Origin of the sequence: Natronococcus jeotgali DSM 18795, from assembly GCF_000337695.1 — an archaeon.
Classification (GTDB): domain Archaea; phylum Halobacteriota; class Halobacteria; order Halobacteriales; family Natrialbaceae; genus Natronococcus; species Natronococcus jeotgali.
In genome coordinates, this window is record NZ_AOIA01000116.1 from 76974 (window position 1) to 100688 (window position 23715).

Consider the following 23715-nt stretch of genomic DNA (forward strand, 5'->3'; position numbering starts at 1 on the left):
CGGCGACGGACACGAAGGTAGTTCACCGCTCAGTTGCAGGCCCGGGCTGGCGGAACGTCAGCCAGTGGCCGTCCGGATCCCGCACCACGACCTCGTCGCCGGCGTCGCGCTCGAGGCGGTCGACGCGGTTCGCGACCGCCTCGAGGGCCGCACCCGGATCGTCGGTTTCGAAGCCGAGGTCGACGTGGACGCCGCCGCGGCCGTCGGCGATGCCGAGGTGGGGCTCCCAGAGCTCGAGGGCCATCGGTCCGTTCAGCCGCACTCGCTTGCGGTCTGCGCCGACGTCGACGGTCCGGAAGCCGAGCGCCTCGTAGAACTCCCGGGCGCGCTCGAGCGATTCGACCTCGAGGACGACCTCGAAGAGCCCGTCGATCCCCGGTCCCGCGACGTCGCGCTGGCCGAGCTCGACGCAGTTGCCGTCGGGGTCGTAGAGGTACAGCGACCGCGAGGAGCCGAACCGGGCCTCCTCGAGGTCGTACTCCCCGCCCAGGCGGTCCCACCACTCGTCGTACTCGTCGGCGGGGATCGAGAGCGCGTAGTGGGTGTGGAGCCCGCCGCGGGGAACTCCCTCGGGTCGCCGGAGAACGAGGTCGGTCTCGCCCGCGGCGAGGACGCACTCGTCGGCGCCGTCCTCGCGGACGGGAAGCGACAGCGTCTCCGCGTAGAACCGCCGCGCGGGCTCGAGGTGCTTGACCTCGAGCGCGAGCCAGGAGAGACCGGTGAGCATGGTCGCCCCTACTCCGGCCGGCGGCATAGAAGCGTCGCCGCGTCGAACGCCGACGCTCGATACCGACGGAGCCCCAGGCGCCGCCGAGACCGCCGTCGGGTACGGATCGGCGGCGAGCGCTCGGCACCGAACCGGCGGAATCGGCGGGTTCGTCCAGGTTTATGAGCCGAGCGAGCGTACCGTCGCGCATGCCATTTCGGGTCGACGAGCGCGCGAGCGAGTTCGCCGAGATCGATCGGTTCGACGGCGGCGTCGGCTGGATCGCCCATCCCGACGAGGAGATGCAGCGGGCCAGCCACGCCCTCGAGCTGGACGGCGACGTCTGGGTGATCGACCCCGTCGACGCTCCCGGGATCGACGACGTGCTCGCGGGGCTGGGCGAGGTCCGCGGCGTCGTCGTCGCGCTCGATCGCCACAAGCGCGACGCCGCCGCCGTCGCCGACCGCCACGAGGTCCCCGTTTACCTCCCCGCCTTTTTCGAGGGCGTCTCCGAGGAGCTCGAGGCGCCCGTCGTTCGCTTCGGCGACGAGCTCGCGGACACCGGGATCAAGGCGCGGACGGTCGTCGATAGCCGATTCTGGCAGGAAGTCGCGCTCTACGACCCCGAGGGGGGAACCCTCGTCGTCCCGGAATCGCTCGGCACAGCCGACTACTTCCTCGCCGGGGGCGAGCGCCTCGGGGTCCACCCGATGCGGCGAGCGCTCCCGCCCCGAAACGCTCTCGGCGATCTCGCCCCCGATCGGGTGCTCGTCGGGCACGGCGACGGCGTCCTGACCGACGCGACGGCGGCCCTCGAGGAGGCGCTGGCCCGGTCCCGCACCCGGGCGCCGCTGGTGTACGCCAAAGCGGGGTGGAAGCTGCTGCCGTTCTGAGGCCATACAGCTAACTGCGAGGCGCGCGTACGACGTCCGTGGTCTACGCTACCCGCGCCCTGATCGAGGTGTTGCTCGAACTCGCCAGCAACGCCGATCCGAACCCGGTTCGGACCGGCGTCTCGGTGACGCCGGCGGGACGGCTCGAGGGGGCCGCGGAGCTTCCGCCCGAGGCGCCGGTCTTTACGGACTTCTTCCTTCCCGATCCCGGCAACGCGGTCAACGCGGTGTTCGGCGTCGACCTCTCGACGCCGGCCCGACAGGCCCAGGGTCAGTTCGTTTCCCATCCCGTCGGCGAGCTCGAGGTGACCAAACGCGACGACCTCGCCGAGGTGGTCTTCGTCGCCGTTCCGCCGTGGACGCTCGAGGAGGCGTCGTTCGCCGCCTTCGATCGAGTCGGCGACCGGCAACCCCTCGAGATCCTCGACGCCCGGGCGCCGGAGGGGTCGCTTCGCGACCGGGAGTAACGGCGCTTCGAGAGGCGGCGGCCGCGCCGTCGCCGGAGCGTTGTCGGCTACTCGAGGTAGCCCAGCCCGCGGAGCTGTTCGGTGATCTCCTCGAACTCGGCCTCGGTCAGCTCACCCCGTCGCTGGTGCTGGATAACGATGCTCCGAAGCAGGAACCGGACCAGGTCGCTGGTGCTCTGGAAGCTCGTCCCCTCGATCGTCTCGTCGACGCGGTCGGCTAGATCCTTCGGAATCGAAACCGTGGTGTACTCGGCCATACCGGATACTCCGTCGCGGGCCCCAAAGACGTATCGCCGTTCGCCGGGAACGTCGCGGGTCCGGCGAGCGTCTCCGCAGCGGTTTTGATATGCGGCGTGCTACGTACCGCGTATGGGAGTCCGGCCACCATCCAACGACGACAACGACGACCCGGAAAGCGTCGACTTCGGCATCGCCGCCCTCGACGCCCGCCTCAGAGACTCCGAGCTATCGTTTCCGGCGACCGCCGACGACGTCGACGCCGAGCTCGGCCACGAGCGAATCCCCTACGACGTTCACGGAAACGACGTTGCGCTCGGGGAGGTGCTCGCGGAGACGAACCGGGAGCGGTTCGATTCGCGCCAACAGCTACTGAACGCGCTTCACGAGCCGTTCGAGGAGTACCGCCGCCAGCACTCCAACGGCGTCGTTCAGCAGGTTCGCTCGATGCTGCCGTTCTAGTCGTCGCGGCCCCGCTCGTCGCGCGTGATCTGCTCGAGTCGACGGCGCTGTTCGCGGTGCAGCGTCACGAGCATATCAGAGAGCACGCCGAACATGACCAGTTGCACCCCGAGCAGCACGGCGGCCGCCGACACCAGTGCCAGGATCTCGTGGCCGATTCCGTACTGGATCCACTCCCAGAGCACGTACGTTGCGACGACGCCGCCGGAGACGATACTCGCCGCGCCGAAGCTGCCGAAGTAAAACAGCGGATTGTTGGTCTTCGCCAGCGAGTACAGCGTCAGCACGATCGTGCCGCCGTCACGAAGGGGGTTGAGGTTCGTCTCCGAGGCCTCCGGACGGGCCCTGTAGCTGATCGGAACGACGGCCGTGTCGATCCCGTGTTTGACGCACTCGACGGCGAGTTCGGTCTCGATGGTGAACCCGTCGGCGTCCAGCGAGAGCCGCTCGAACGAGTCGGTCGTAAACGCCCGGTAGCCCGAGAGGATGTCCTCGTACTCCGCGCCGTGGATCAGCCGAAACGAGCGGTTGATCAGCCGGTTTCCGAACCCGTTCAGGGCCGCCATCGCGTCGTCGTCCATGTCCGCAAAGCGGTTTCCGATGACGTGGTCGTACCCCCTCGAGAGGGGCTCGAGCATGCGGTCGGCGTCGGCCGGATCGTAGGTGCCGTCGCCGTCGACCATCAGCACGTACGGGACGGTGACGTACTCGAGCGCCTCCCGGACGGCCTGTCCCTTCCCGTCGCCGGTCTGGGTAAATACTTCCGCGCCGTGGTCGCTGGCGATCGAGCGCGTCCCGTCGTCGGAGTCGCCGTCGACGATGACGACGTTCGAGTACCCCTGTTCGCGGAAGCCGTCGATCACGTCGCCGATCGTCGCCGCCTCGTTCAGCGTCGGGACGAGGATACAGACGTCGTCCGCGGCGATATCGCGCGTTCGATCGCTCATCGACAGGAACGCCTCTCGCTCGAGCGCCGTCGCGCGAACCCCGTCATGCTCCATCGGTCGTGAATTCCGGGCCATGAGACAAAAATATGCTGGTCGTATCGGTTACAAAATAGTCGGTCGACGCTACGGTCCCACGATCGAGACGATGTGCTGGCGCATCCGTCCGTCGATCGGAATGTTCGCACAGCGCTCGTCGAGGCCGATCGTCTGGAGTAACAGGCTCGAGTCGTCGAGCAGGGAGAGCTGAAGGTAGGTCCCCTCGCGGTAGCCGTCGCTCGTTCGGGTCATGTTGATGATCTTCAGCGTCTCGTACTCCCGGAGCTGGTCGGTGATGCGTTTCTTGCCGAGGACGTTGGCGTCGATGGCCTCGGCGAAGGCCCGATAGACGCGGTACATCTCGGTCGCCTTGAACGCCGAGCGCTCGGAGAACTCGTCCATGGTCGCAAGCGCCGCGATCGCGATCTTCGCCTGGGTCGGGCAGCCACGAATGAGGTCCTGAATCCGGGTCACCTCGGCGTCGTCGTTGGCGACCCGGACGTGACTCTCCGTGACCCGGGCGGCGTCGTTGTCCCTGGCGACCTCGCCCGCGAGCCGGAAGAGGTCGATCGCCCGGCGGGCGTCGCCGTGTTCCTGGGCCGAAAAGGCCGAACACAGCGGGATGACGTCGTCGGTCAGAACGTCCTCGCGGTAGGCGTCGCGACGGCGCTCGAGGATGTCGCCGAGCTGGTTGGCGTCGTAGGCCGGGAAGACGATCTCGTCGGGTGAGAAGGAGCTCTCGACGCGAGTGTCGAGTCGGTCGCCGTACTTCAGGTCGTTGCTGATTCCGATGACGGTGATGCTCGCGTCGACGTCGTTTTCCTCGCCCGCCCGCGAGAGCTGCATCAGGAGTTTGCTGTCGTCGGCCTCCTCGGGCGGGACGTTCTCGACGTCGTCGGGTGGCGCGAGCCGATCGATTTCGTCTAAGACGACGATGATCGCGTCGTACAGTTCGTCGATGACCGACCAGAGTCGATCGTAGTACGCCCCCGTCGCGATCCCGGAGTGGGGGATCGTGATTCCCGTTTTCTCGGGCTCGTTCAGGCTCTTCGCGAGGTGGATGACGGTCTGGACCTCCGAGCGGCGCTGGGCGCAGTCGATCACCGCACGGCCGATTCGAACGTCGTTTTCCCGCCCCCGCTCGACCACCTCGCGGCTGACGTAGCGGGTGACGAGGGTCTTTCCGGATCCCGACTTTCCGAGCAGCAGCGTCCCCTTGCCCGTTCCGCCGGTGATCGTCGGTTTGAGCCGCCGAGCGACGGTCTCGATCTGGTTGTTCCGACCGACGATCTTGTTCTGATCGGGGACGTGGTCGATCCGCAGCAGGTCCTCGTTCGCGAAGATCCGATCCTCCTCGTCCAGCACCGAGAGCGGATCGTCGCGAGACTTGGAGCGGGAGTGGGCGACCGCACCGTGCTCGGCGGCGTACTCGCCGAGCGTCCCCGTCCCCTCCGCGTGCAAAGGCATACACCGTCTTTCAGATGAATTTTCCTTAGCTCTTTCCTTCCGCGGACGGGGGACGCCCGGACGGTGTGGCACCGGATTCGTCCGGGTTCCACCCGTGGTTCGGTCGGCGCTCGCGACGGTCGGTCCGCACACTGGTTGCGATCCCCACACCGGATTTCAGATGAATCGCTGCGGATCGACGGAGCGTTCCCCCCACCCACCCACACCGGATTTCAGATGAAATGTCTCGGAAACGAGGCGGCCGCGAACTCACCCCCACACCGGATTTCAGATGAAATCGTCGCGAGGGAAGGTGAGAGGAGGGACGAGAAGCACTCGAGACGAGCGCGGGAAGATTCGTCAGCCGTCGGTTTCGACGGGTTCAGTGCCCGACCGTGGGATATCATCTGAAATTCGGTGTCCCAGCGGTGAACCGGCCGTGCCGACCGCTCCCTCGAACCGGCGCTCGAACGACCCGGCTTCTCCTCTCGCGCCGAGTCGATCGGGATAGGATATAAAGAGATGACGAGTCACAGTCGGGTACTCACTTACTCCTCCTAGATGGGTTCTTCTCTGTTTCTCTCACTACCCTACTACTACTAGATTACCACTAGGGTAAAATATATAATATAGTACCAGAGCGACTGCAGCGACTACCGCCATAGCGATCTCGATACACAATCTAACGGATTCTCGTCCCGTTTTATCCCATTATCCCGTCGCTCGGGTCGGCCGCGATCCGCCCCCTCCCCCGCCCCCCGCTCGAGCGATTTCATCTGAAATCCGGTGTGGGGGTGTCGGACCGGAACCGCCCGGTGTTCGGCGGCGATCGACGCTCGAGGCCGCGACCGACGCACCGTAAGCGACGCCGGGGCGCCTCGCCGTCTCGCGTCGAACACGTCAGTTTCTCGAGTCAGAACGTCGCGGTCGCTCGGAACGGGAACGCCGCGGTCACTCGGAACGCAACGCGTCGGTCTCCCGCAGGCGTCGTTCGGCCTCCTCGCGGTCCTCGGGGTAGCCGACGTCGATCCGCCAGCCGTCCATCGGGATCGCGTCGATGGTCCGGCCCGACTGAATAAGCAGGTCGATCGCGTCGGGAAGCTCGTACTCGCCGCGGTCGGAGGGCTGGACGAGGTGGCAGGCGTGGAAGATCGCGGGGGTGAACGTGTAGAAGCCGGTCATCACCAGACTCGACGGCGGATCGTCGGGCTTCTCGACGACCTCGACGATCTCGCCGTACTCGTTGGTGTCGAGCACGCCGTACCGCGACGCTTCCTCGTCGGGAACCGCCTCGACGAGGAAGGCCGCGTCCGCGCGCTGCTCGCGCTGGCGGTTGACGACGTCCCCGAGGTTTCCCCGGAAGACGTTGTCCCCGAGCATGAGCACGAAGTCGTCGTCGACGTGGGGTTCGGCCCGGAGGATCGCGTGGGCGAGTCCGAGCTGTTCGCGCTGGTGGGCGTAGGTGATCGGGACGCCCTCGTAGGCGTCGCCGTAGCGCTCGATGAGTTGCTCCTTCCGGTAGCCGACGACGACGATCAGCTCGTCGACTCCGATTGCAAGCAGGTTGTCGAAGACGTCCTCGACGAGCGGTTTGCCGTCGACCTCGACGAGGGCCTTGGGTTTGTCCTCGGTGAGCGGTCGGAGGCGCGTCCCCTTTCCGGCGGCCAACACGACGGCTTGCATGTTCTAACGGGCGCCGCGAACTGACAAATAGCTTGGCCGCGCCCCGAACCCGCACGCTCGTTCCGCCGCCCGTGCCGGCGCCGGGAGTCCCACCCTCGCGACATACTGTTCCACCCGTCACCCGAGCCGGTTCGCGTACACCGCGAGGCGGCTCTTCGCGTCGCGGACAGCCAGCAGCGCCCGGCAGCTGACGCCGGCCGCACAGTAGTAGACGTAGTGGCGACCGTTCCAGGGGTCGATTCGCGATCGCGCGCTCGAGGTAGTCGGCCGCCGATTCCCGCCGCCCGTTCTCGGCGTGGACGAACGCGACGTTGGCCGCGAACTCGGCTCGCCGCCGGCGGCGGATGCGCCGACCGTGTCTCTCGAGCACCCGTCGGTATCCCTCGAGCTTTCGCTCGGGATCGGTGCCGATCCGCTCGCCGTCGGTGTGGCGATCCACGAGCGCGTCCGAAACGCCGCGGATCTCGTCGAACTCCGCCGACGCCAGGAGACGGAGGTAGAACTCGTAGTCCTGGGCCGCGGGCAGGTCCTCGTCGAGGCCCCCGACGGCATCGAAGGCGTCGATCGGGAACGTCGTCGCCGAGAAGCCGCCGATCGGATTCCCCCGCCCGAGATCCTCGAGGGTTCCGCTCGCGAGCGCGAGCCGAACGATCGGGGAATTCCCGACCTCGAACCCGCGTGATCGCCGGTGCCGTCGTACGATCGCGACGGCGACGACCGCGTCCTCGCCCGTCAAGAGCCGCGCTGACCCCGGACTATAACTCGGTGCGGAACACCTCTTCGAGGTAGATGACCAGCACTGAGTCCCGCCCGACGGTCGAACGGATCGAAACCCTCGTCGTCGATCCCGAGGCCGTCATCGAGACGTTCGAGCGCAACCGCGATGCCGACGGCGACGGACGCCACGTCATCCGCGTCTCGGCGCCGTTCGAGACTGAAGCGACGGCCGCCCGGTTCGTTTCCGGGGGCGAGTCGAACCGAGCGGACGCCCCCGCGGTCGACCTCGGCCCGGAGGCGTTCGTCAACGTCCGCGGCGAGTACGACCCCGAGCGCACCCGCATCCCCGCGCCCTCGCGGGCGGAGTCGCGCTCGATCGCCCGCAGCGACCGCGGCGCGGACGTCGACGAGGCGACCGTCGCGGAGTACCACGAGACCGCCGTGGAGGCCTGGCGAGAGTGCGTCCGCACGAGTCTCGTCGAAGAGGTTCCGCTGGTCGATCCGGAGACCGGCGACGAGATCCGGGTCGACGTCCGGTACGCCGAAATCGACTGAGCGACGCGGGGCGCCCGCCTCGAGGACGACCTACTCCGGCAGTCGCCCCGCCCGCTCGAGGACGACGAGAACGAGGGCGATCGCGGCCAGCGCGGCCGCGCCGCTCGCGAACACGGCGTCGTAGGCGAACCCCTGTTCGACGAGCGAGCCGAGGGCCGACGAGCCGAGCGCCTGCATCAGCATCCAGGTGGAGCTGAAGACGGCGTAGGCGCTGCCCCGCGTCGAGTCCGGGAGCGTGTCGAGGAGGAAGGTGTCGATCGCCGGGAAGAGGGTGTGGATGACGAACCCGACGATCGCCGAGAGGACGACCAGCGCGAGCAGTCCCTCCGCCCGCGTCAGCGCGAACAGGCTCGCCGCGAACGCGCCGACGATCCCGAGCAGGTACGGGACGTGGGGAAAACGGTCGGCGAGGTCGCCGCCGAAGTAAAACGCGGGGACGCCCGCCGCGAAGATGATCGTCAGCATCATCCCCGCCGCCCAGTCCGAGAGGCCCTTCGACTGCATGTACAGTTCGTAGAAGTTGAACAGCCCCTGCCAGACGAACGACGCCGCCCCGACGATCGCCAGCGCGGTCACGATCAGCTTCCACTCCGAGAGCGCGCCGGCGACGAAGTCGCGGTCGGCCTCTCCCGCGGTCGGGAGCTCGGCCGTCCTCGCCGCGATCCACGTCGCGACCGTGATCGCCGCCGCGCCGACCGCGATCGCCCACAGCGAGAGCCGCCAGTCGACGAGGACGGTGAGCGCGACGAACGGCGCGGCGATCACCGCGGCGACCTGGCTGGCGGCGCCGTGGATGCCGATGATCCGACCGATGCGGTCCGGGTACAGCTCGCTCAACAGCGGGTTCGCCGAGACGAAGTAGATCCCGGAGGCGATCCCCATCAGGAAGGCCCCGGCCATGAGGTGTTCGACCGTCGTCGCGGTCGCGGCGATGCTCGAGGCGACCGCGAGGACGAGCCCCGAGACGAGGACGACGAGGTGACGTGGCACCTTCGTCAGGATCCACCCGGTCGGGAGCCGGGGCGCGGCGCTTCCGACCCACCCGAGGGTCACGACGAGGCCCGCGGTCGCCTCCCCGATCCCGAACTCCCCGATGAAGACGTCCAGAAGCGGCGCGAAGACGACCCTGGCGAGATTGACCAGGAAGACGAGTCCGCAAAGAGACGCGAACAGTTTGGCGCGAGTCACGGTCGCTATTTCCGACAGGCCGCCTCAAGCGTTCCGAAGTCGACGCGCCGTCGACCCGGGCGACGCGCCTCCTCGGAAACTGCTCGCTCGCCCCCTCGAGAGCGTCACCGACCCGGCCTGACCCGAGCCGTTTTGACCGTCGCTCCCCTACTGAAACCGATGCCGACGACGTGTGCGCTCTGTCGGCGGGTCGTCCCCGACGAACGGATCGACGATCCCCAGATCGTCCAGGAACACCACCTCCGGCCGGAGGAGCGAGCGACGAGCCCGACGGTGATGCTCTGTCGCCCCTGCCACAAGCAGATCCACGCGCTCTTTGCGAACGAGGCGCTCCGCGAGGAGTTCGACACGATCGAGGCCCTGCGGTCGGCCGATCGCCTGCAGGGATACCTCGGCTGGATCCGCGGAACCGAGAAGCTCGACATCCGGGTGCAGACGAGCGATCGGCTGCGGAACGATCGATAACGGCGGTGACGGCGGAGAGCGAGCCGCGTTCCGCCCTCTCGCCTCACCTCACGAACGCGCACGTCTCCGCGGCGTCCTCGCGGTTGCAGACTCCCTCGAGGCGGATCCAAAGCGACGAGTCGTACCCTCGGAGCGTCGCGTCCACGAGGACGCAGTCGTCGTCCAGCCGGACGCGTACCGCATAGTCCCCCGGCGTACGCCCCCACTCGCAGTACAGGAGCGCCCCGTAGTCGTACTGGCCGACGCCGTCGAACTCGCGTGCGGCCCGGCTCCCGTGCGAGGTGGCGTGGACGACGTCCCCATCCCGCAACCTCCTGTAGTCCCTCCGCGAATCGATTCGTCTCGAGCCGTCTCAGGCGGTCGCCGTCTCGTCGTCCGCTCGAACGAGCGCGTCGTCGGGCTGGACGAGCCCGTAGAGATAGCCCAAACCGACCGCCGCGGTGAAGACGAAAATCGCGACTAGCTGTTTGGCCTTCGCCCTCGAGGGATCGCGGGCGAGTTCTCGCACTCGCGAGGGGACGAACTCGAGCATGAGCTGTTGTAGATACTCGTTTTTGTCGCCTGCGGCCTCGGGCAAGAGGAGATCCATGATGCGTTTCGAGTACCCCTGCCAGAACGACCGGAAGACGAGCCACCGGAAGTCGCCGCGGTAGTCGAACAGCTTGTGGTTGACGACGGCGTCGGTGTTGTAGATCACGCCCTTGCCGTACCGGTTGGCCATCCGGATGCAGACTGGGGCTTCGTGGGCCTGGATGTGTCGATCACCCTTTCGGCCCGTGTTCTCGTCGTAGCCGCCCACGCTGAGAAAGACGTCCCGCCGGAAGGAGATGTTCGAGCCGTAGGTGTTGCGAAGCTCCTCCATGTGCTCGCCCATCCCCCGCTCGTCGCAGCCGACGAGCCAGTAGAACTCCGCGGGGAAGAAGTCGGGTTTCTCGGTGACCCAGTCGGGTTTGGCGTGGCCGCCGACGGCGATCGCGTCGGTCTCCTCGTAGACCCGGGCCAGCTCCGCGATCCAGTCGGGTTCGGCGACGGCGTCGTCGTCGATGAAGGCGACGACCTCGCCGCTTGCGATCTCGGCGCCCCGCGTGCGGCTGTAGGAGATCCCCCGGTTCTCGTCGTTGCAGTGGAGGACAACGCCCTCGCGGTCCCCGTACTCCTCGCGGACGCGCTCGAAGACGGCCTCGTTGCCGTCGACGACGACGACGACCTCGAGCGGCTCGTAGGTCTGGGCGAGCACGCTGTCGACGCACTCCGAGAAGACGTCGTAGCGCTCCATCGCGTACGTGCAGACGACCGCGGAGACCTTCATCGGACGTTCGATTTCGATCTCCGAAGGATAAACCTTGCCGTCGTCGACCGCTCTCGAGCTTCGCTCGAACAAAACAATCACTGAATGTGATAGTTAAATAATCTGGGTGATATGGGAAAGCTTATTCGTGGCTTACTTCTCGTGGAACCTAATGAGTACGGAGACCGAGCGAACCGAGGAGCGGACGGGATCGTCCGTCCTCGGCTCGTGGGCGAAGTGGTACTACGTCCCCGTTCTCGGGGTCGCCATGCTGTTTATTTTCTGGACGCGGATCCAGTCGTACGGGGCCTTCGTTACCGAAGATGGAACGCCCGCGCTCGCGGGCGTCGACTCCTGGTACCACTGGCGAACCGTGCAGTGGACGACCGAGAACTACCCGTTCACGATGCCGTACGATATCTGGACCGGATTTCCCTCCGGCAGCTACGTCGGCCAGTTCGGCACCCTGTTCGATCAGCTCATCGTGACCGCCGCGATGGTCGTCGGGCTCGGCGATCCGTCACAGAGCACGCTCTACGCGGTGTCGCTGCTCTCGGTGCCGGCGATGGCGGCGCTGGTCGCGATCCCCGTCTTCTACGCCGGTCGGCGCCTGGGGGGCACCGTCGGCGGCCTCGTCGCCGTCGTCGTGCTCGCGCTCGCGCCGGGGCAGTTCTTCGTGCGGTCGACCGTCGGCCAGCTCGATCACCACGTCGCCGAGGTCTTGTTCATGGCGATCGCCGTGCTCGCGATGATGGTCGCGCTGCGGGTCGCCGAGCGCGACCAGCCGATCTACGAACTCGTCGCCGACGGGGACTGGGCCACCCTTCGATCGCCGACGGTCTACGCCGCGCTGGCTGGGATCGCGCTCACGCTGTACGTCTGGATCTGGCCGTCGGGCGTCGTCCTGATCGGCATCTTCGCGGTCTTTTTCGCCGTGCAGCTCTGTCTGGACTACGTCCGCGGCGTCTCCCCCGATCACGTCGCGTTCGTCGGCGCCGTCGCCCTCGGCGTAACCGCGATCGGGACGGCCCTGCTGATCGAGGCGCCGGGAACGAGCGTCACGAGCTTCGGCTACCTCCAGCCCGGAACCGCGGCGCTCGTGGCCGTCGGTTGCCTGTTCATGGCGTGGCTCGCCCGCCGGTGGAACGCCCGCGGGTTCGACCGTCGCCTCTACCCGGTCGCGATCCTCGGACTCGTCCTCGCCGCGTTCGTCGCCATGTGGCTCGTGTTGCCGGATTTCTACACCACCCTCGTCGGCAACCTCACGGGTCGACTGCTGCCGTTCAACCAGGACGCGGGGACGCTGACGATCCAGGAGGCCCAGCCGCCCGAGAACTTCGCCGATCACGTCTTCGGCGAGTTCGGCACCGCCTTCTACACGATGCTGGCCGGGCTGGTCCTGCTGCTCGCCCGGCCGCTGTTCGGCCGCGAGTACCGCGCGGAGTACACGCTGATCCTCGTCTGGTCGCTGTTCCTGATCAGCATGGCGGCGACCCAGGTTCGGTTCTCGTACTACCTCGTGCTCGCGGTCGCCGTCGTCAACGCCGCCTTCGTCGCCGACGTCGTGCGGCTGTTCGACCTCGACCTGCAGCGGAGCGCGCGGTCGCTTCGCGGGATCGAGACCTACCAGGTCATCGTCCTGCTCGTGGTCGTCCTGTTGCTGTTCGCGCCGCTGCTCCCGGTCGTCGCGGCCGACGACATGTCCGTGATCGACCGCGGCCAGGCGACGGGACCGCATCCCGACGCGATGACGTGGGAGGCGTCGAACGACTGGCTCGAGTCGAACACCCCCGAGCCCGGTAACTACGGCGGCGCCGACAACGCCAGCGAACTCGAGTACTCCGGCACCTACGACTACCCCGAGGGCGGCGACTTCGACTATCCCGCGGGCGCTTACGGCGTCATGTCCTGGTGGGACTACGGCCACCTGATCACGACCCAGGGCGAGCGGATCCCCCACGCGAACCCGTTCCAGCAGAACGCCGAGACCGCCTCGGCGTTTCTCACCGCCGAGTCCGAGCGCGAGGCCGAACTGATCCTCGAGAACGTCGCGGCCGGCGAGTCCCCGCTGGACGACGGCGACGACGTCCGACCGACCGAGGAACTCGAGGCAGGGGTCGAAGAGAACGCCACCGAACAGATGCGGTACGTGATGATCGACGACCAGATGGCCGGCGGGAAGTTCAGCGCGATCGCCACCTGGTCGGGCCCCGGCTACGGCCACTACGTCACGCCCCAGAACGTCGACGCCACCGAGCCGATCGACCGCGACGAGGTCGGCGAGCGGCTCGGATCGGTCCCCTACGACGACACGATGATCTCCCGGCTGTACTTCGACGACGCCGCGGGGCTCGAGCACTACCGGCTCGTCCACGAGAACGACGCGCGGACGGTCGGCTTCGTCAGCTACGCGCTGATGAATCCCGAGACGGATCAGGTGGCGACCGACCGGAACGGCCAACCGCAGGTCGTGGTCAACCGGATGGCCGGCTCGCAAACCATCTCCCAGATCGAGGCGAGCCCGAACGCCGAGATTATCGACCAGCGAACCGGCTCGGCGGTCAAGACCTACGAACGCGTCGAGGGGGCGACGATCACCGGAAGCGTCGACGGTCCCGTCGGGGAGAACGCGACCGCGACCGCCGAACTCGAGGTCGACTCCGGCGCCGACCGCGGCACGTTCACCTACGAGCAGGAGGTCGAGGTCGACGAGAACGGCAGTTTCGAGCTCACGGTTCCGTACGCGACCGACGACGAACTCGGCGTCGAGGACGGGTACACCGACAGCAGCGTCGAGGCGGTCGAGAACTACACCGTGACCGTCGACGGCGACACCGACTACCGGGCCGAAACCGCGGTCCCCGAAACCGCCGTCGTCGAGGGCGACGCCGTCGAGATCGACCTCCAGGAGACGACCCTCGAGGAGGAGTCGGCGAGCGGGGACGACGCCGAGGCAGACGGCAACGAAACGGCCGGCAACGAGACCGCCAACGAGGGCGCGAGTGACGAACCCGCCGCGAACGAGAGCGCGGGCGCGAGCGACGAACCTGCAGAAAACGAAAGCGACGCCGCCAGGGTTGCTCAGGCGGCGGACTGAGTTCGGCGACGCCTCGCCGCCCCGACGCCGGACGGCCTACCGAGGATCGCCGTCGGGCGAGGCGAGCGCCCGGAACGCGAGCGTCGGAAACCGGGGGACGACCGTGCTCGGACGTCGCCCGCTCCCGCTCGTCGACAGCGGGACCCGCTCGATGACCCCTCTGTCGGCGAGTTCGTACAGGAACCGCTTGACCGTCCCGGCCGTGAGCCCCGACCGCTCCGCGATCTCCGCGGCGACCTCCCGGATCGGGCGGTCTGCGGCGTCGACGTCGATCAGCCCGCACAGCACCCGCTGGCGGGTTTCCGACAGCGAGAGCGCTCGATCGACGTGGACGCCGGGCTCGGGAACGTCCTCCATCGCCGCCTCGAGGTGCGATCGCTCGATCCGGTCCGCGCCGTCCTCGACGGCCAGCAGCGTCGCTCCGAACAGCGCCGCGAGCGCGTCGTGGGCGTTGCCGTCGGCCCAGATCGCGACCTCGCGGACGGTCTCGTGGTCGAGCGTCCCCGCGGTCAACCCAGTCGAGGTGCGGTCGGTGACGACGTCGGCGAGCTCGTGGTGGCGGTAGGTCGGAACGGTCACCGTCGTTCCCGCCCAGTCCTCGGGCTCGGTCTGGCCGACGGCGACCGTCGCAACGGCGTCGTCGACCGGTTCGACGAGCTCGCGCACGCGACCGTACGAGAGCGACTCGGGCTCGTCGTGGTGGTCGATCGCGACGACGGCCCGCCGATCGGGCCGGGAGAAGCGGGTTCGGAGCCGCTCTCGCAGGGCGTCGGTGCCGACGCCGCTCTCGGGGACCGCGTCGTTCGAGACCATCGAGAGCACGGCCCGGTAGAACGAGAAGGGGCTTCCGACCCGGCGCGCGTCGACGTAGACGAACCAGGTCACGGCCCCGGAACTGCCGGCCCTGGTCGTCGTCCCGATCGACCGCGTCGGCTCGCCCAGTCGAGCGTTCAGCGCGTCGAAAAGCGCCGTGACGACCGCCGAGGTGCCGGACCCGGCGGGACCGACGACCGCCGCGGGCTCGGGCAGGTCGTCGTCGAACACCGGCTCGAGGGCGTCGAGCAACTGCTCGAGGACGGGACCTCGCCCGACCGGTTCCGAGCGGTGGACGACCGGGCTGAGGTGGTTGCGGTTGACGACGATCCCGCTCGTCCGGTGTGCGGATCGCCGTCGTGCGATGCGTTCCGCGAGGTTCATTATCGCTCCGCGCCGACGAGCGCGGCCTCGAGCACCTCGAGAGTGTGGGTGATCTCGTAGCCGGTTCCGTGGCCCATCTGCATCGAACAGGTCGGACACTCCGTGAGACCGGTCGTCGCTTCCGCGTCCTCCATGTGCTCGAACATCTCCTCGCCGATCTTCATGGAGGTTTCGTAGTTCTCCTCCTTCCAGCCGTACGTTCCCGAGATCCCCGAACAGGAGTCGCCGACGTCCTCGACGTCGATCCCGTCGATCGCGCTCAGCACCTCGACGGTCTGACCGTCCAGTCCCTGGTTGCGGGCGTGACACGGCGCGTGGTAGGCGAACTCCCCGTCGACGGCGGTGCCCTCGAGCTCGCCTTTCAGGTCCTCGTGGACCCGCAGGTACTCGACGGCGTCCCAGGTGTTCGCGGCGACGTCTTCGGTCCCCTCGAAGTCGAACAGCTCCGGGTACTCCTGGCGGATCGACATCGAACACGAGCTACAGGAGGCGACGATATCGGCGCCGTTCTCGATCGCGTCGGCGAGCTCCCGGACGTTCGTCTCGGCGGCCAGACGGGCGTCCTCGAGCATCCCGTTGGCGAACATCGGCGTTCCGGAACAGGCCTGCTCGGGGACCATGACCTCGTAGCCGAGGTGCTCGTAGACCCGGACGAGCGCCTTCGCGACCTCCGGCGTGTTGTAGTTCGAGTAGCAGCCGTGGAAGTACGCGATGCGCTTGCGGGGGTTCTCGACGTCCTCGCCGCGCTCGGCCCGCGCGGCCCGCGCCCGCTCCCTCGAGGTGTCGTTGCCGCCGCGTTCGGCCCACCAGCCGCGGAACGTCTGGGTCGCGAACTCGGGGAACTCCCGCTCGCCGGTGATCCCCATCACCTTCTCGCCCATCCACTGCGTCACGGAGAGTCCCATCACGAAGTTCGCGGTCCGGGGGAAGGTCGCGGCGATCGGCGCCAGCTTCCGGTAGTTCGAGAGCATCCGGTTGCGCCAGTACTCCCGGGAGAGCTTGCTCATGTTCTCCTCGACGTACTCCGCCCGCGCGGTGTTGTGCATCTGCGAGAGGGGTACCTCGGAGGGGCAGGCACTGTCGCAGCGCATGCAGTTCGAACACTTCATCACCGAGTCGTCGATGTCGTGGTCGGACTGGCGCTTGAGCCGCCACTGCTCGGGGCCCTGGAACTTCGGCCCGGGGAACTCGTCGTCGACCTCGGCGACGGGACAGTTCGTATCGCAGGTCGAGCACTTGTAGCAGTTGTCGGCGCCCGGCCGAAGGTCCATCTCCTCGGCCTCGGGGAACACCTCGATCGGCTCGAACCCCTCTTCCTCGCCCGGTACGTGATCGTCCATCGGTCGTTCTGCGTCGCTCATCGAATCACCTGGGTAGATCGCGCTCGCTCGTTCGTCTCGTTCGCGTCGCTCGAGTCAGCCGTCGCAATTGTCCTCGCCGCTTCGGTCGCGCTCATCTGCTCGCCTCCGCGCCGGCGCGCCCGCCCGCGACGTATCCCGTCGCGAGTGAGACCCCGGCGCCCGACTTCTCGGCCGCGTAGTCGTAGCCGCCAAGCACCGCGCCGGCAGCCCGCAGGTTGGAAAACTCGGGCTCCTCGTCGGCGTCGAGGGGTCGCAGCTCCCGGTCCGGAACGACGCCGAACCGGGCGTACGGTTGCTCGCCGAAGACGTCGTCGACGAACCAGTCGTAGCGGTCGTCGGCGTGGGGAACGTGACAGTCGAAGATCGGCTCGAAGGCGCGATCGCGCTCGCTGCGAACGCCCTTGCCGACGAGCCCGCCCGTCGCGAGGACGTACTGGCCCGCCTCGTGGGGAATCTCCTGGCCGTGGCGGTCGACGAGTACGTGATCGATCGTACCGTCGTCGTCCGTCTCGTAGCCGACGACCGGGACCCCCGAGACGACGCGCACGCCGGCGTCCTCGAGGGCCTCGTACAGCAGGTCCTCGAGGCGCATCCCCGGCAGGCTCGGCGGCCCCATCGGCACCTCGAAGACGTCGGCGCCGAGCCGATCGGCCAGCTCCGCCCGCACCTCGTCGGCGAACTCGTCGCCCAACAGCGCTGGAAAGCCGACGCGGCTCTCGCCCTCGAGATGGGGTTTTACGGTCGCCGCGAGCGCCTCGCGGGCGGACCGTTCGCCCGCGGCCGTCTCGACGGGCTCCTCGCGGTCGAGCAGGTGGGCGTACCGCGTGAGCTTCGCGTCGTCCCGGACGATCCCGGGGAACCGCAGGGTGACCCCGCGGGCCGCGAAGGGCGCGCCCGCGGCCTCGAGGTGGGAGGCCGCAAGCGGCGCGTCGAAGTCGGTCAGCGTCTCGAAGCCGACCAGCAGCGTGTCTCGGGGATCGCTCGCCAGTCCGGCGGCCGTCGAGACCGGGTACCGGGCCGTCGGTTTGACCGTCCCGCCGTGGGTCGGAACGAGGGCGTTCGCGTCCGTGTGATCCCCCGCGTAGGCGTCGCCGGCGACCTCGTCGAAGAAGGAAAGCGCCTCCCGGACCGCCTCGGTGCCGACCCGTCGGTAGGGGTGGCTCTCGGGGAGTTCCTCGAGTCGGTCGAACGGGTCGACGATCGGGCCCTCGCCCTCGTGGGTGTACCCCAGCACGTCGATCAGTCCGCTGGCGTTCCTGAGGGTGCTTTGCTTGTGGGTGACCAGTCGAACGTCGGCGCCCTCCTCGGCCGCGGCGAGCGCGGCGGTCGCGCCCGCGATCCCGCCGCCGATCACGAGGACGTCGTCGCTGATCGCCATCTCAGTCACCCCCCGACCGCCGGCGCGACGAGGGCCGCACGCTCGAGTCGCCCGAGTCGAACGCGCCGTAGTCGACCGCTTCCGTGTGGCTCGCGGGATCGTTGTCCCGGTTCATCGTCGTCGCGTGCAGGGCGTAGTTGAGCATCGCCTGGGAGAGTTGCTCGCCCCAGAGGGCGTGGCGCTCGCCCTTCCAGCGCTCCTGGAACAGTTCGTCCAGGGCCTCTCGAGTCGTCGCCTCGTCGTACTCGGGGTGGAGCTCGTTGGCCATATTTTGACAGCAGAACCCGCCCTGGCAGTTGCCCATCGACGCGCGGGTACGGATGCGAACGGCGTTGAGGTCCGATCCCGACTGGTCGATCGCGTCCTGCACTTCGGCCCGCGTAACGCCCTCGCACTGGCAGACGACGGGGTTCGGCTCGTCGGTCTCGAGGACCTCCTGGGACCGACTTCCCAGCCGCTGTTTGCTCCGGCGGGCGATCGGCGAGCGCAGCCCGAAGTCGTCCATCCCCTCCTCGAGGACGGCGAGGTTCTCGCTGCCCGGCAGGGCCTCCTCGGCGGTCGCACACGAGGCTCGAACGCCGAGTTGCTCGCAGACGTGGTTCGAGATCTCCTCGGCCATCGCCCGGTAGGTGGTAAACTTCCCGCCGACGATACTGGACATCCCCGAGACGCCGTCCCGTTCCTCGTGATCGAGCAGGAAGAAATCGCGCGTGATGTCGGTGGGATCCGTCGTCCCTCGGCCCGGGGGCTCGTACAGCGGCCGCACGCCCCAGAACGAGCGAATGGTTCGGGCCTCCTCGAGGATCGGCACGAGCTCGGAGAGCGTGTCGATCATCATGTCGACCTCCCACTGCTCCTCGGGGTAGTCGTCGGGGTCCGTGACCTCCTCGTCGGTCGTCCCGAGGATCGCGGTCGTCTCGTGGGGGACGACGATGTCGGCGTCGCCCTTCGGCCGACAGCGGTTGATGACGGTGTCGACCTGGCGGACGTTCATGATCGTCATCACGCCCTTCGAGGGGCGAACCTCGACGTCTAAGTCGGCCATCGCACCGATCTGGCCGGCCCACGCACCCGTCGCGTTCACGACGTACTCGGCGGTGATCTCCTCGGTCGTGCCGGGCGTCCCGTGGGTTCGCTTGCCGGGACCGGACTCGTGGCGCACCTCGACGCCGTAGATGTCGTCCCCCTCCCGGAGCAGGTCGATCACTTCGGCGTGGGTCTCGATGCGCGCGCCGTAGTTCTCGGCGTCGACCGCGTTCGCGACGCACAGGCGGAACGGATCGACCGCGCCGTCGGGGACCTGGATCGCCCGCTTGACGTCCTCCGCGAGGTAGGGTTCGACCTCGCGGGCCTCCCGCCCCGAGAGGACTCTCGCGGGGATGTCGCAGTCCCGACAGCCCTCGAGTTTCTCCCGGAAGTAGTCGTCCGGGTCTTCGGGGCGTTGAACGAACAGCCCGCCGGTGGTCTCGACGCAGTGGCCGGCGATCTCCCGGAGGATCTCGTTTTCCTCGATGCACTCGACCGCGCTGGCCTGATCCGAAACCGCGTAGCGTCCGCCGCTGTGTAGCAGGCCGTGCATCCGGCCCGTCGTCCCGTCGGTCAGATTGCCTCGCTCGACGAGCGTGACCTCGACGCCGCGCATCGCCAGATCCCTGGCGATACCGCAGCCGGTCGAGCCGCCCCCGAGTACGAGAACCTCGGTGTCGTGTGCCATCCCTTCGTCCGTACCTCGCGCTCCTGTCTCTTTATTTTATCGCAGACCTCGTACCGGCAGTAACGCCCGAGCGACCGCCGATCGGTGCGGGGCGGACCGATATCCGCTCCACGAGGAGATTCCGACGGTATATCGACGATCGGACGGATACCGAGACGATTCGGGTCGGATCGTACATATTACTTCGGCGCTAACGTAACAGCTATATTATAACTTCGGCAACGTTTATAATGATCGTAGGAAATGTTTACCAGTAGAATGCGATCGTCAGTAAAGACATCGCTCGGAGCGAGACGGGGTGACCACCAATGACAGGACAGACGTACGTCGGCGCAGTCGATCAGGGAACGACAGGGACGCGATTTATGGTGTTCGACCACGGCGGGCAGGTCGTCGCCAACGCCTACGAGAAACACGAACAGATCTATCCGGAGCCCGGCTGGGTCGAACACGACCCGATAGAGATCTGGGAGAACACGAAAGACGTCATCACGACGGCGCTGGGCAAGGCGGGGATCAGTCCCGACCAGCTCGAGGCTATCGGCGTCACGAACCAGCGCGAGACGACGCTGCTGTGGGACGCCGACTCCGGCAGGCCGGTCCACAACGCTATCGTCTGGCAGGACCGACGGACGACCGACCGCGTCGAGCGGCTCGAGGAGGACGGCCTCGTCGAGACGGTCCGCGAGAAGACCGGCCTCGAGGCCGACGCCTACTTCTCGGCGACGAAAGCCGAGTGGCTCCTCGAGAACGCCGATCCGATCAAGATGGAGCGCACCCGCCCCGAGGACATCTACGACCGGGCCGAGCAGGGCGACGTGCTGTTCGGGACCATCGACACCTGGCTGATCTACAACCTCACCGGCGAGCATATCACCGAGGTCACGAACGCCTCGCGGACGATGCTGTACAACATCCACGACCTCGAGTGGGACGACGACCTGCTCGAAGAGTTCGGCATCCCCCGGGAGATGCTTCCGGAGGTCCGTCCCTCGAGCGACGACGACACCTACGGCTCGACCGATCCCGACGGGTTCCTCGAGGCCGAGGTTCCCGTTGCCGGGGCGCTGGGCGACCAGCAGGCCGCGCTGTTCGGCCAGACCTGCTTCGACGCCGGCGACGCCAAAAACACCTACGGCACCGGTTCGTTCTTCCTGATGAACACCGGCGAGGAGGCCGTCGAGAGCGACCACGGCCTGCTGACGACGATCGGCTTCCAGCGCTCGGGCGAACCGGTCCAGTACGCCCTCGAGGGTTCGATCTTCGTCACCGGCGCGGCCATCGAGTGGCTCGAGGACCTCTCGCTGATCGACAACCCGGCCCAGACCGCCGAACTCGCCCGCAGCGTCGACTCGACCGACGGCGTCTACGTCGTTCCCGCCTTCACGGGACTGGGCGCCCCCCACTGGGACCAGCGCGCCCGCGGGACCATCGTCGGGATGACCCGGGGCACCCGCAAGGAACACGTCGTCCGGGCCACCCTCGAGTCGATCGCCTACCAGACCCGCGACGTCGCCGAGGCGATGGAAGCCGATTCGGGGATCGAGATGACCAGCCTCCGGGTCGACGGCGGCGCGGTCAAGAACAACTACCTCTGTCAGCTCCAGTCGGACATCATCGGCTCGAGGATCGTCCGCCCGAAGGTCGACGAGACGACGGCGCTTGGCTCGGCCTACGCCGCCGGGCTGGCCGTCGGTTACTGGGAGGACGTCGAGGGGTTGCGCGACAACTGGCAGATCGACCGCGAGTTCGACCCCGAGATGGATCGCGCCGAGGCCGATCGAAAGTACGACCGCTGGGACGACGCGCTCGATCGAGCGCGGAATTGGGCGACGGACGGTGAGCAGTGAGCCATGATCGGGACCCTGCTGCAAGTTCCGATCGTCGGCATGGAGCTCGAGGCGTTCGTCGTCCTGCTGATCGCCGCCCTCGCCGGCGGTGCGTTCGGGGCGGCCCTCGGCGCGCTGCCCGCGTTCGTCTTCACGGGCTTCGTCGTCTTCCTCGGCGAGGGTCTCGCCGTTCTCGAGGGAGAACTGGGCGGGCTCGGGGCCGTCGCGGCCGGGGACATCGCGACCGGCATCACCGGGACGATCGGCTTCGGCGCGGTCACCGGTCCCCACATCGCCTTCGCCGGCGGCGTCGCCGCGACGGCCTACGCCGGCAAGCGCTATCCCGAGATGGAACCCGCCGGCTGGGACTACCACTTCGGGAAGAACATCCTGTACGCGTTCGGGACCAAACCCGACATCCTCGCGGTCGGCGCGATTTTCGGCGTCGTCGGGTTGCTGATCACCCAGGTGCTCGACGGGGTCGGCTTCCCGACTGACAACATCGCGCTCTCGGTCGTGGCGACGGCGTTCCTGGCGCGACTGGCCTTCGGCTACCCGCTGATCGGTAAGGTCCGCGGTGCGAACATCCTCGACATGACGCCGTTCGAGCGCGAGGAGACGCGCGTGGCTGCCGACGGCGGCGACGCGGGCGGCCGGTTGGCCACCGAGCCGTGGCTCCCCCACCAGTACGAGTGGTCCGGCGTCGCCGCCGTCGGCCTCGTGGGCGGGATCCTCGGCGGGTTCATCTGGCTCGAGACGGGGAGCATCTTCCTGGGCTACGCGATCTCCGCGATGAGCCTGCTGTTTCTCAACCTCGGCGTCGAGAAGATCCCGGTCACCCACCACATGACGCTGCTGGGCTCGGTGGGGGCGGTGATCGCGGCCTCGGCGATCGGGAGCGATCCGGTCGTGTTGCTCGTCGCCGGCGCGTTCGGCGCGATCAGCGGCCTTCTGGGAGAGGTCTCCCAACGCGTGTTCTACTCCCACTCCGGGACCCACGTCGACCCGCCGGCGATGGCCATCGCCGAGTTCATGTTCGTGCTCGGGATCCTCTACCTGGCCGGGCTCCTCCCCAACGCGGGCTACCTCGCGCTGTAGCCCTCGAACCGACTCTTTTAGGTCTCCTAGCCCTCGAGTGACGGGCATGACCGCCGATCCGCCGCTGGTGCTCGACGTCGACGGCACGCTCACTCGCCTCGAGGGGTGGGGACTCGACCCGCGCGTCTTCGATCCGCTCCGCGAGTGGGAGGCCCCGGTCGTGATCGCCACCGGGAAGGCGTTTCCCTACCCCGTCGCCCTCTGTCAGTTCGTCGGCGTCCCCGAACTCGTCGTCGCCGAGAACGGCGGCGTCGTCTACACGGGCGACGACGTCTTCTTCACCGCCGACCCGGAGGCCGCCCGGGCCGTCGTCGAGGACTACCGCGCGGCGGGCTACGAACCCGGCTGGGGCGCCGAGGACACCGTCAACCGCTGGCGCGAGACCGAGGTCGCGATCAACCTCGAGCAGCCCGTCGAACCGCTGCGGGAGATCGCCGCCGAACACGGCCTCGAGGTCGTCGACACCGGCTACGCCTACCACGTCAAGGACACGGCGCCGAACAAGGGCGACGGCGTCGAGACCATCGCCGAACACGTCGGCTTCGACCTCGCCGAGACCGTCGCCGTCGGCGACTCGGTCAACGACGTCTCGACGTTCGAGGTCGCGGGCCGGAGCTTCGCGGTGGCCAACGCCGACGCGGCCGCGACCGAGGCCGCAGACGAGGTGCTCGAGGAGGGCCACGCCGACGGGACGCTGACCGCGCTCGAGCGCGTTCGTGGGAGTCGATAACCCTCGAACCTGTGTCGACCCGCGGACCTACGTCAACGAGGAGGCTTCCAGCGGTTCGTCCGGAACGAGTGTAACCGACCGAATAACGCTGCGGTGGCGTGCGCTGTCGACTGTCCGAACGCCAGTGAGGGCAGTCGATGATGCTGCGCGAGGGATGAGCGAACGACGTGAGCGAATCGGCTGGGGAGGACGTGGCGATTTTTTATCTCCGTGATCGACAA

General features: G+C 67.9%; 22 protein-coding genes. 10 read left to right on the forward strand and 12 right to left on the reverse strand.

Annotated features, from left to right (window positions below):
* Positions 1-22: 22 nt before the first annotated feature.
* Complete coding sequence (locus tag C492_RS12600; protein WP_008424122.1) at positions 23-727, reverse strand: VOC family protein; 705 nt, start codon at positions 725-727, stop codon at positions 23-25.
* Between the two features lie 188 nt (positions 728-915).
* On the opposite strand from C492_RS12600, the gene C492_RS12605 reads away from it, so the two are divergent.
* Positions 916-1599, forward strand: a complete 684-nt coding sequence (locus C492_RS12605; RefSeq protein ID WP_008424124.1) for a hypothetical protein — start codon at positions 916-918, stop codon at positions 1597-1599.
* A 38-nt stretch (positions 1600-1637) separates the two neighbouring features.
* On the forward strand, positions 1638-2066 hold the full coding sequence (locus C492_RS12610; protein ID WP_008424125.1) for an MPN domain-containing protein: 429 nt from the start codon (positions 1638-1640) through the stop codon (positions 2064-2066).
* A gap of 47 nt (positions 2067-2113) precedes the next feature.
* Here C492_RS12610 and C492_RS12615 read toward each other — a convergent pair whose 3' ends face one another.
* Entirely contained in the window at positions 2114-2323 is a 210-nt protein-coding gene (locus C492_RS12615; protein WP_008424127.1) for a ribbon-helix-helix domain-containing protein, read from the reverse strand.
* Between the two features lie 112 nt (positions 2324-2435).
* On the opposite strand from C492_RS12615, the gene C492_RS12620 reads away from it, so the two are divergent.
* Positions 2436-2765: a DUF5789 family protein gene (locus C492_RS12620; protein ID WP_008424129.1), complete on the forward strand. Its 330-nt coding sequence runs from the start codon at positions 2436-2438 to the stop codon at positions 2763-2765.
* Here C492_RS12620 and aglJ read toward each other — a convergent pair.
* The 3 genes from aglJ to aglF form a co-directional block, all read right to left on the reverse strand.
* Positions 2762-3766 carry an S-layer glycoprotein N-glycosyltransferase AglJ gene (gene aglJ, locus C492_RS12625; RefSeq protein ID WP_008424130.1) on the reverse strand — a complete coding sequence of 335 codons (1005 nt, stop codon included), beginning with the start codon at positions 3764-3766 and terminating at the stop codon, positions 2762-2764. The genes C492_RS12620 and aglJ overlap by 4 nt on opposite strands.
* Before the next feature lie 69 nt (positions 3767-3835).
* Complete coding sequence (locus tag C492_RS12630; RefSeq protein ID WP_049893038.1) at positions 3836-5215, reverse strand: AAA family ATPase; 1380 nt, start codon at positions 5213-5215, stop codon at positions 3836-3838.
* Between the two features lie 930 nt (positions 5216-6145).
* The gene (gene aglF, locus C492_RS12635) at positions 6146-6877 is read right to left on the reverse strand and encodes a UTP--glucose-1-phosphate uridylyltransferase AglF (protein ID WP_008424134.1); all 732 of its coding nucleotides are present in this window, start codon (positions 6875-6877) and stop codon (positions 6146-6148) included.
* 295 nt (positions 6878-7172) lie between these two features.
* Between aglF and C492_RS24230 the strand changes: the two genes are divergently transcribed.
* Positions 7173-7559 (forward strand): hypothetical protein, encoded by a 387-nt coding sequence (locus C492_RS24230; RefSeq protein WP_008424135.1) that lies wholly within the window; start codon positions 7173-7175, stop codon positions 7557-7559.
* A gap of 107 nt (positions 7560-7666) precedes the next feature.
* The gene (locus tag C492_RS12645) at positions 7667-8149 is read left to right on the forward strand and encodes a hypothetical protein (RefSeq protein ID WP_008424137.1); all 483 of its coding nucleotides are present in this window, start codon (positions 7667-7669) and stop codon (positions 8147-8149) included.
* 30 nt (positions 8150-8179) lie between these two features.
* Here C492_RS12645 and C492_RS12650 read toward each other — a convergent pair whose 3' ends face one another.
* Positions 8180-9337, reverse strand: a complete 1158-nt coding sequence (locus C492_RS12650) for an MFS transporter (RefSeq protein WP_008424138.1) — start codon at positions 9335-9337, stop codon at positions 8180-8182.
* A 159-nt stretch (positions 9338-9496) separates the two neighbouring features.
* Here C492_RS12650 and C492_RS12655 point away from each other — a divergent pair, with 159 nt between their 5' ends.
* Positions 9497-9802 (forward strand): hypothetical protein, encoded by a 306-nt coding sequence (locus C492_RS12655; RefSeq protein WP_008424142.1) that lies wholly within the window; start codon positions 9497-9499, stop codon positions 9800-9802.
* Positions 9803-9845: 43 nt separating this feature from the next.
* On the opposite strand, the gene C492_RS12660 is transcribed toward C492_RS12655, so the two are convergent.
* Positions 9846-10112: a hypothetical protein gene (locus C492_RS12660; RefSeq protein WP_008424143.1), complete on the reverse strand. Its 267-nt coding sequence runs from the start codon at positions 10110-10112 to the stop codon at positions 9846-9848.
* Between the two features lie 42 nt (positions 10113-10154).
* On the reverse strand, positions 10155-11111 hold the full coding sequence (gene aglG / locus C492_RS12665) for a glucosyl-dolichyl phosphate glucuronosyltransferase (RefSeq protein ID WP_049893039.1): 957 nt from the start codon (positions 11109-11111) through the stop codon (positions 10155-10157).
* A 151-nt stretch (positions 11112-11262) separates the two neighbouring features.
* Between aglG and C492_RS12670 the strand changes: the two genes are divergently transcribed.
* The gene (locus tag C492_RS12670; protein ID WP_008424147.1) at positions 11263-14187 is read left to right on the forward strand and encodes an oligosaccharyl transferase, archaeosortase A system-associated; all 2925 of its coding nucleotides are present in this window, start codon (positions 11263-11265) and stop codon (positions 14185-14187) included.
* A gap of 36 nt (positions 14188-14223) precedes the next feature.
* Here the strand turns inward: C492_RS12670 and C492_RS12675 are convergent, their stop codons facing one another.
* The 4 genes from C492_RS12675 to glpA form a co-directional block, all read right to left on the reverse strand.
* Complete coding sequence (locus C492_RS12675; RefSeq protein ID WP_008424149.1) at positions 14224-15384, reverse strand: Cdc6/Cdc18 family protein; 1161 nt, start codon at positions 15382-15384, stop codon at positions 14224-14226.
* Positions 15384-16745, reverse strand: coding sequence for an anaerobic glycerol-3-phosphate dehydrogenase subunit C (locus C492_RS12680; protein ID WP_049893040.1), 1362 nt, complete (start codon positions 16743-16745; stop codon positions 15384-15386). Before C492_RS12680 ends, C492_RS12675 begins: the two co-directional genes overlap by 1 nt.
* 91 nt (positions 16746-16836) lie before the next feature.
* Complete coding sequence (glpB, locus tag C492_RS12685; protein WP_008424152.1) at positions 16837-18123, reverse strand: glycerol-3-phosphate dehydrogenase subunit GlpB; 1287 nt, start codon at positions 18121-18123, stop codon at positions 16837-16839.
* 1 nt (position 18124) lies between these two features.
* Positions 18125-19837: an anaerobic glycerol-3-phosphate dehydrogenase subunit GlpA gene (glpA, locus tag C492_RS12690; RefSeq protein ID WP_008424153.1), complete on the reverse strand. Its 1713-nt coding sequence runs from the start codon at positions 19835-19837 to the stop codon at positions 18125-18127.
* Between the two features lie 308 nt (positions 19838-20145).
* Between glpA and glpK the strand changes: the two genes are divergently transcribed.
* Genes glpK through C492_RS12705 form a run of 3 tightly spaced genes read left to right on the forward strand, consistent with a single transcriptional unit; the run spans position 20146 to position 23494 of the window.
* Positions 20146-21687 (forward strand): glycerol kinase GlpK, encoded by a 1542-nt coding sequence (gene glpK / locus C492_RS12695; protein ID WP_049893041.1) that lies wholly within the window; start codon positions 20146-20148, stop codon positions 21685-21687.
* Between the two features lie 3 nt (positions 21688-21690).
* Positions 21691-22764 (forward strand): hypothetical protein, encoded by a 1074-nt coding sequence (locus tag C492_RS12700; RefSeq protein ID WP_008424157.1) that lies wholly within the window; start codon positions 21691-21693, stop codon positions 22762-22764.
* 46 nt (positions 22765-22810) lie between these two features.
* The gene (locus C492_RS12705) at positions 22811-23494 is read left to right on the forward strand and encodes an HAD-IIB family hydrolase (RefSeq protein WP_008424158.1); all 684 of its coding nucleotides are present in this window, start codon (positions 22811-22813) and stop codon (positions 23492-23494) included.
* The last annotated feature ends 221 nt before the right edge of the window (positions 23495-23715 follow it).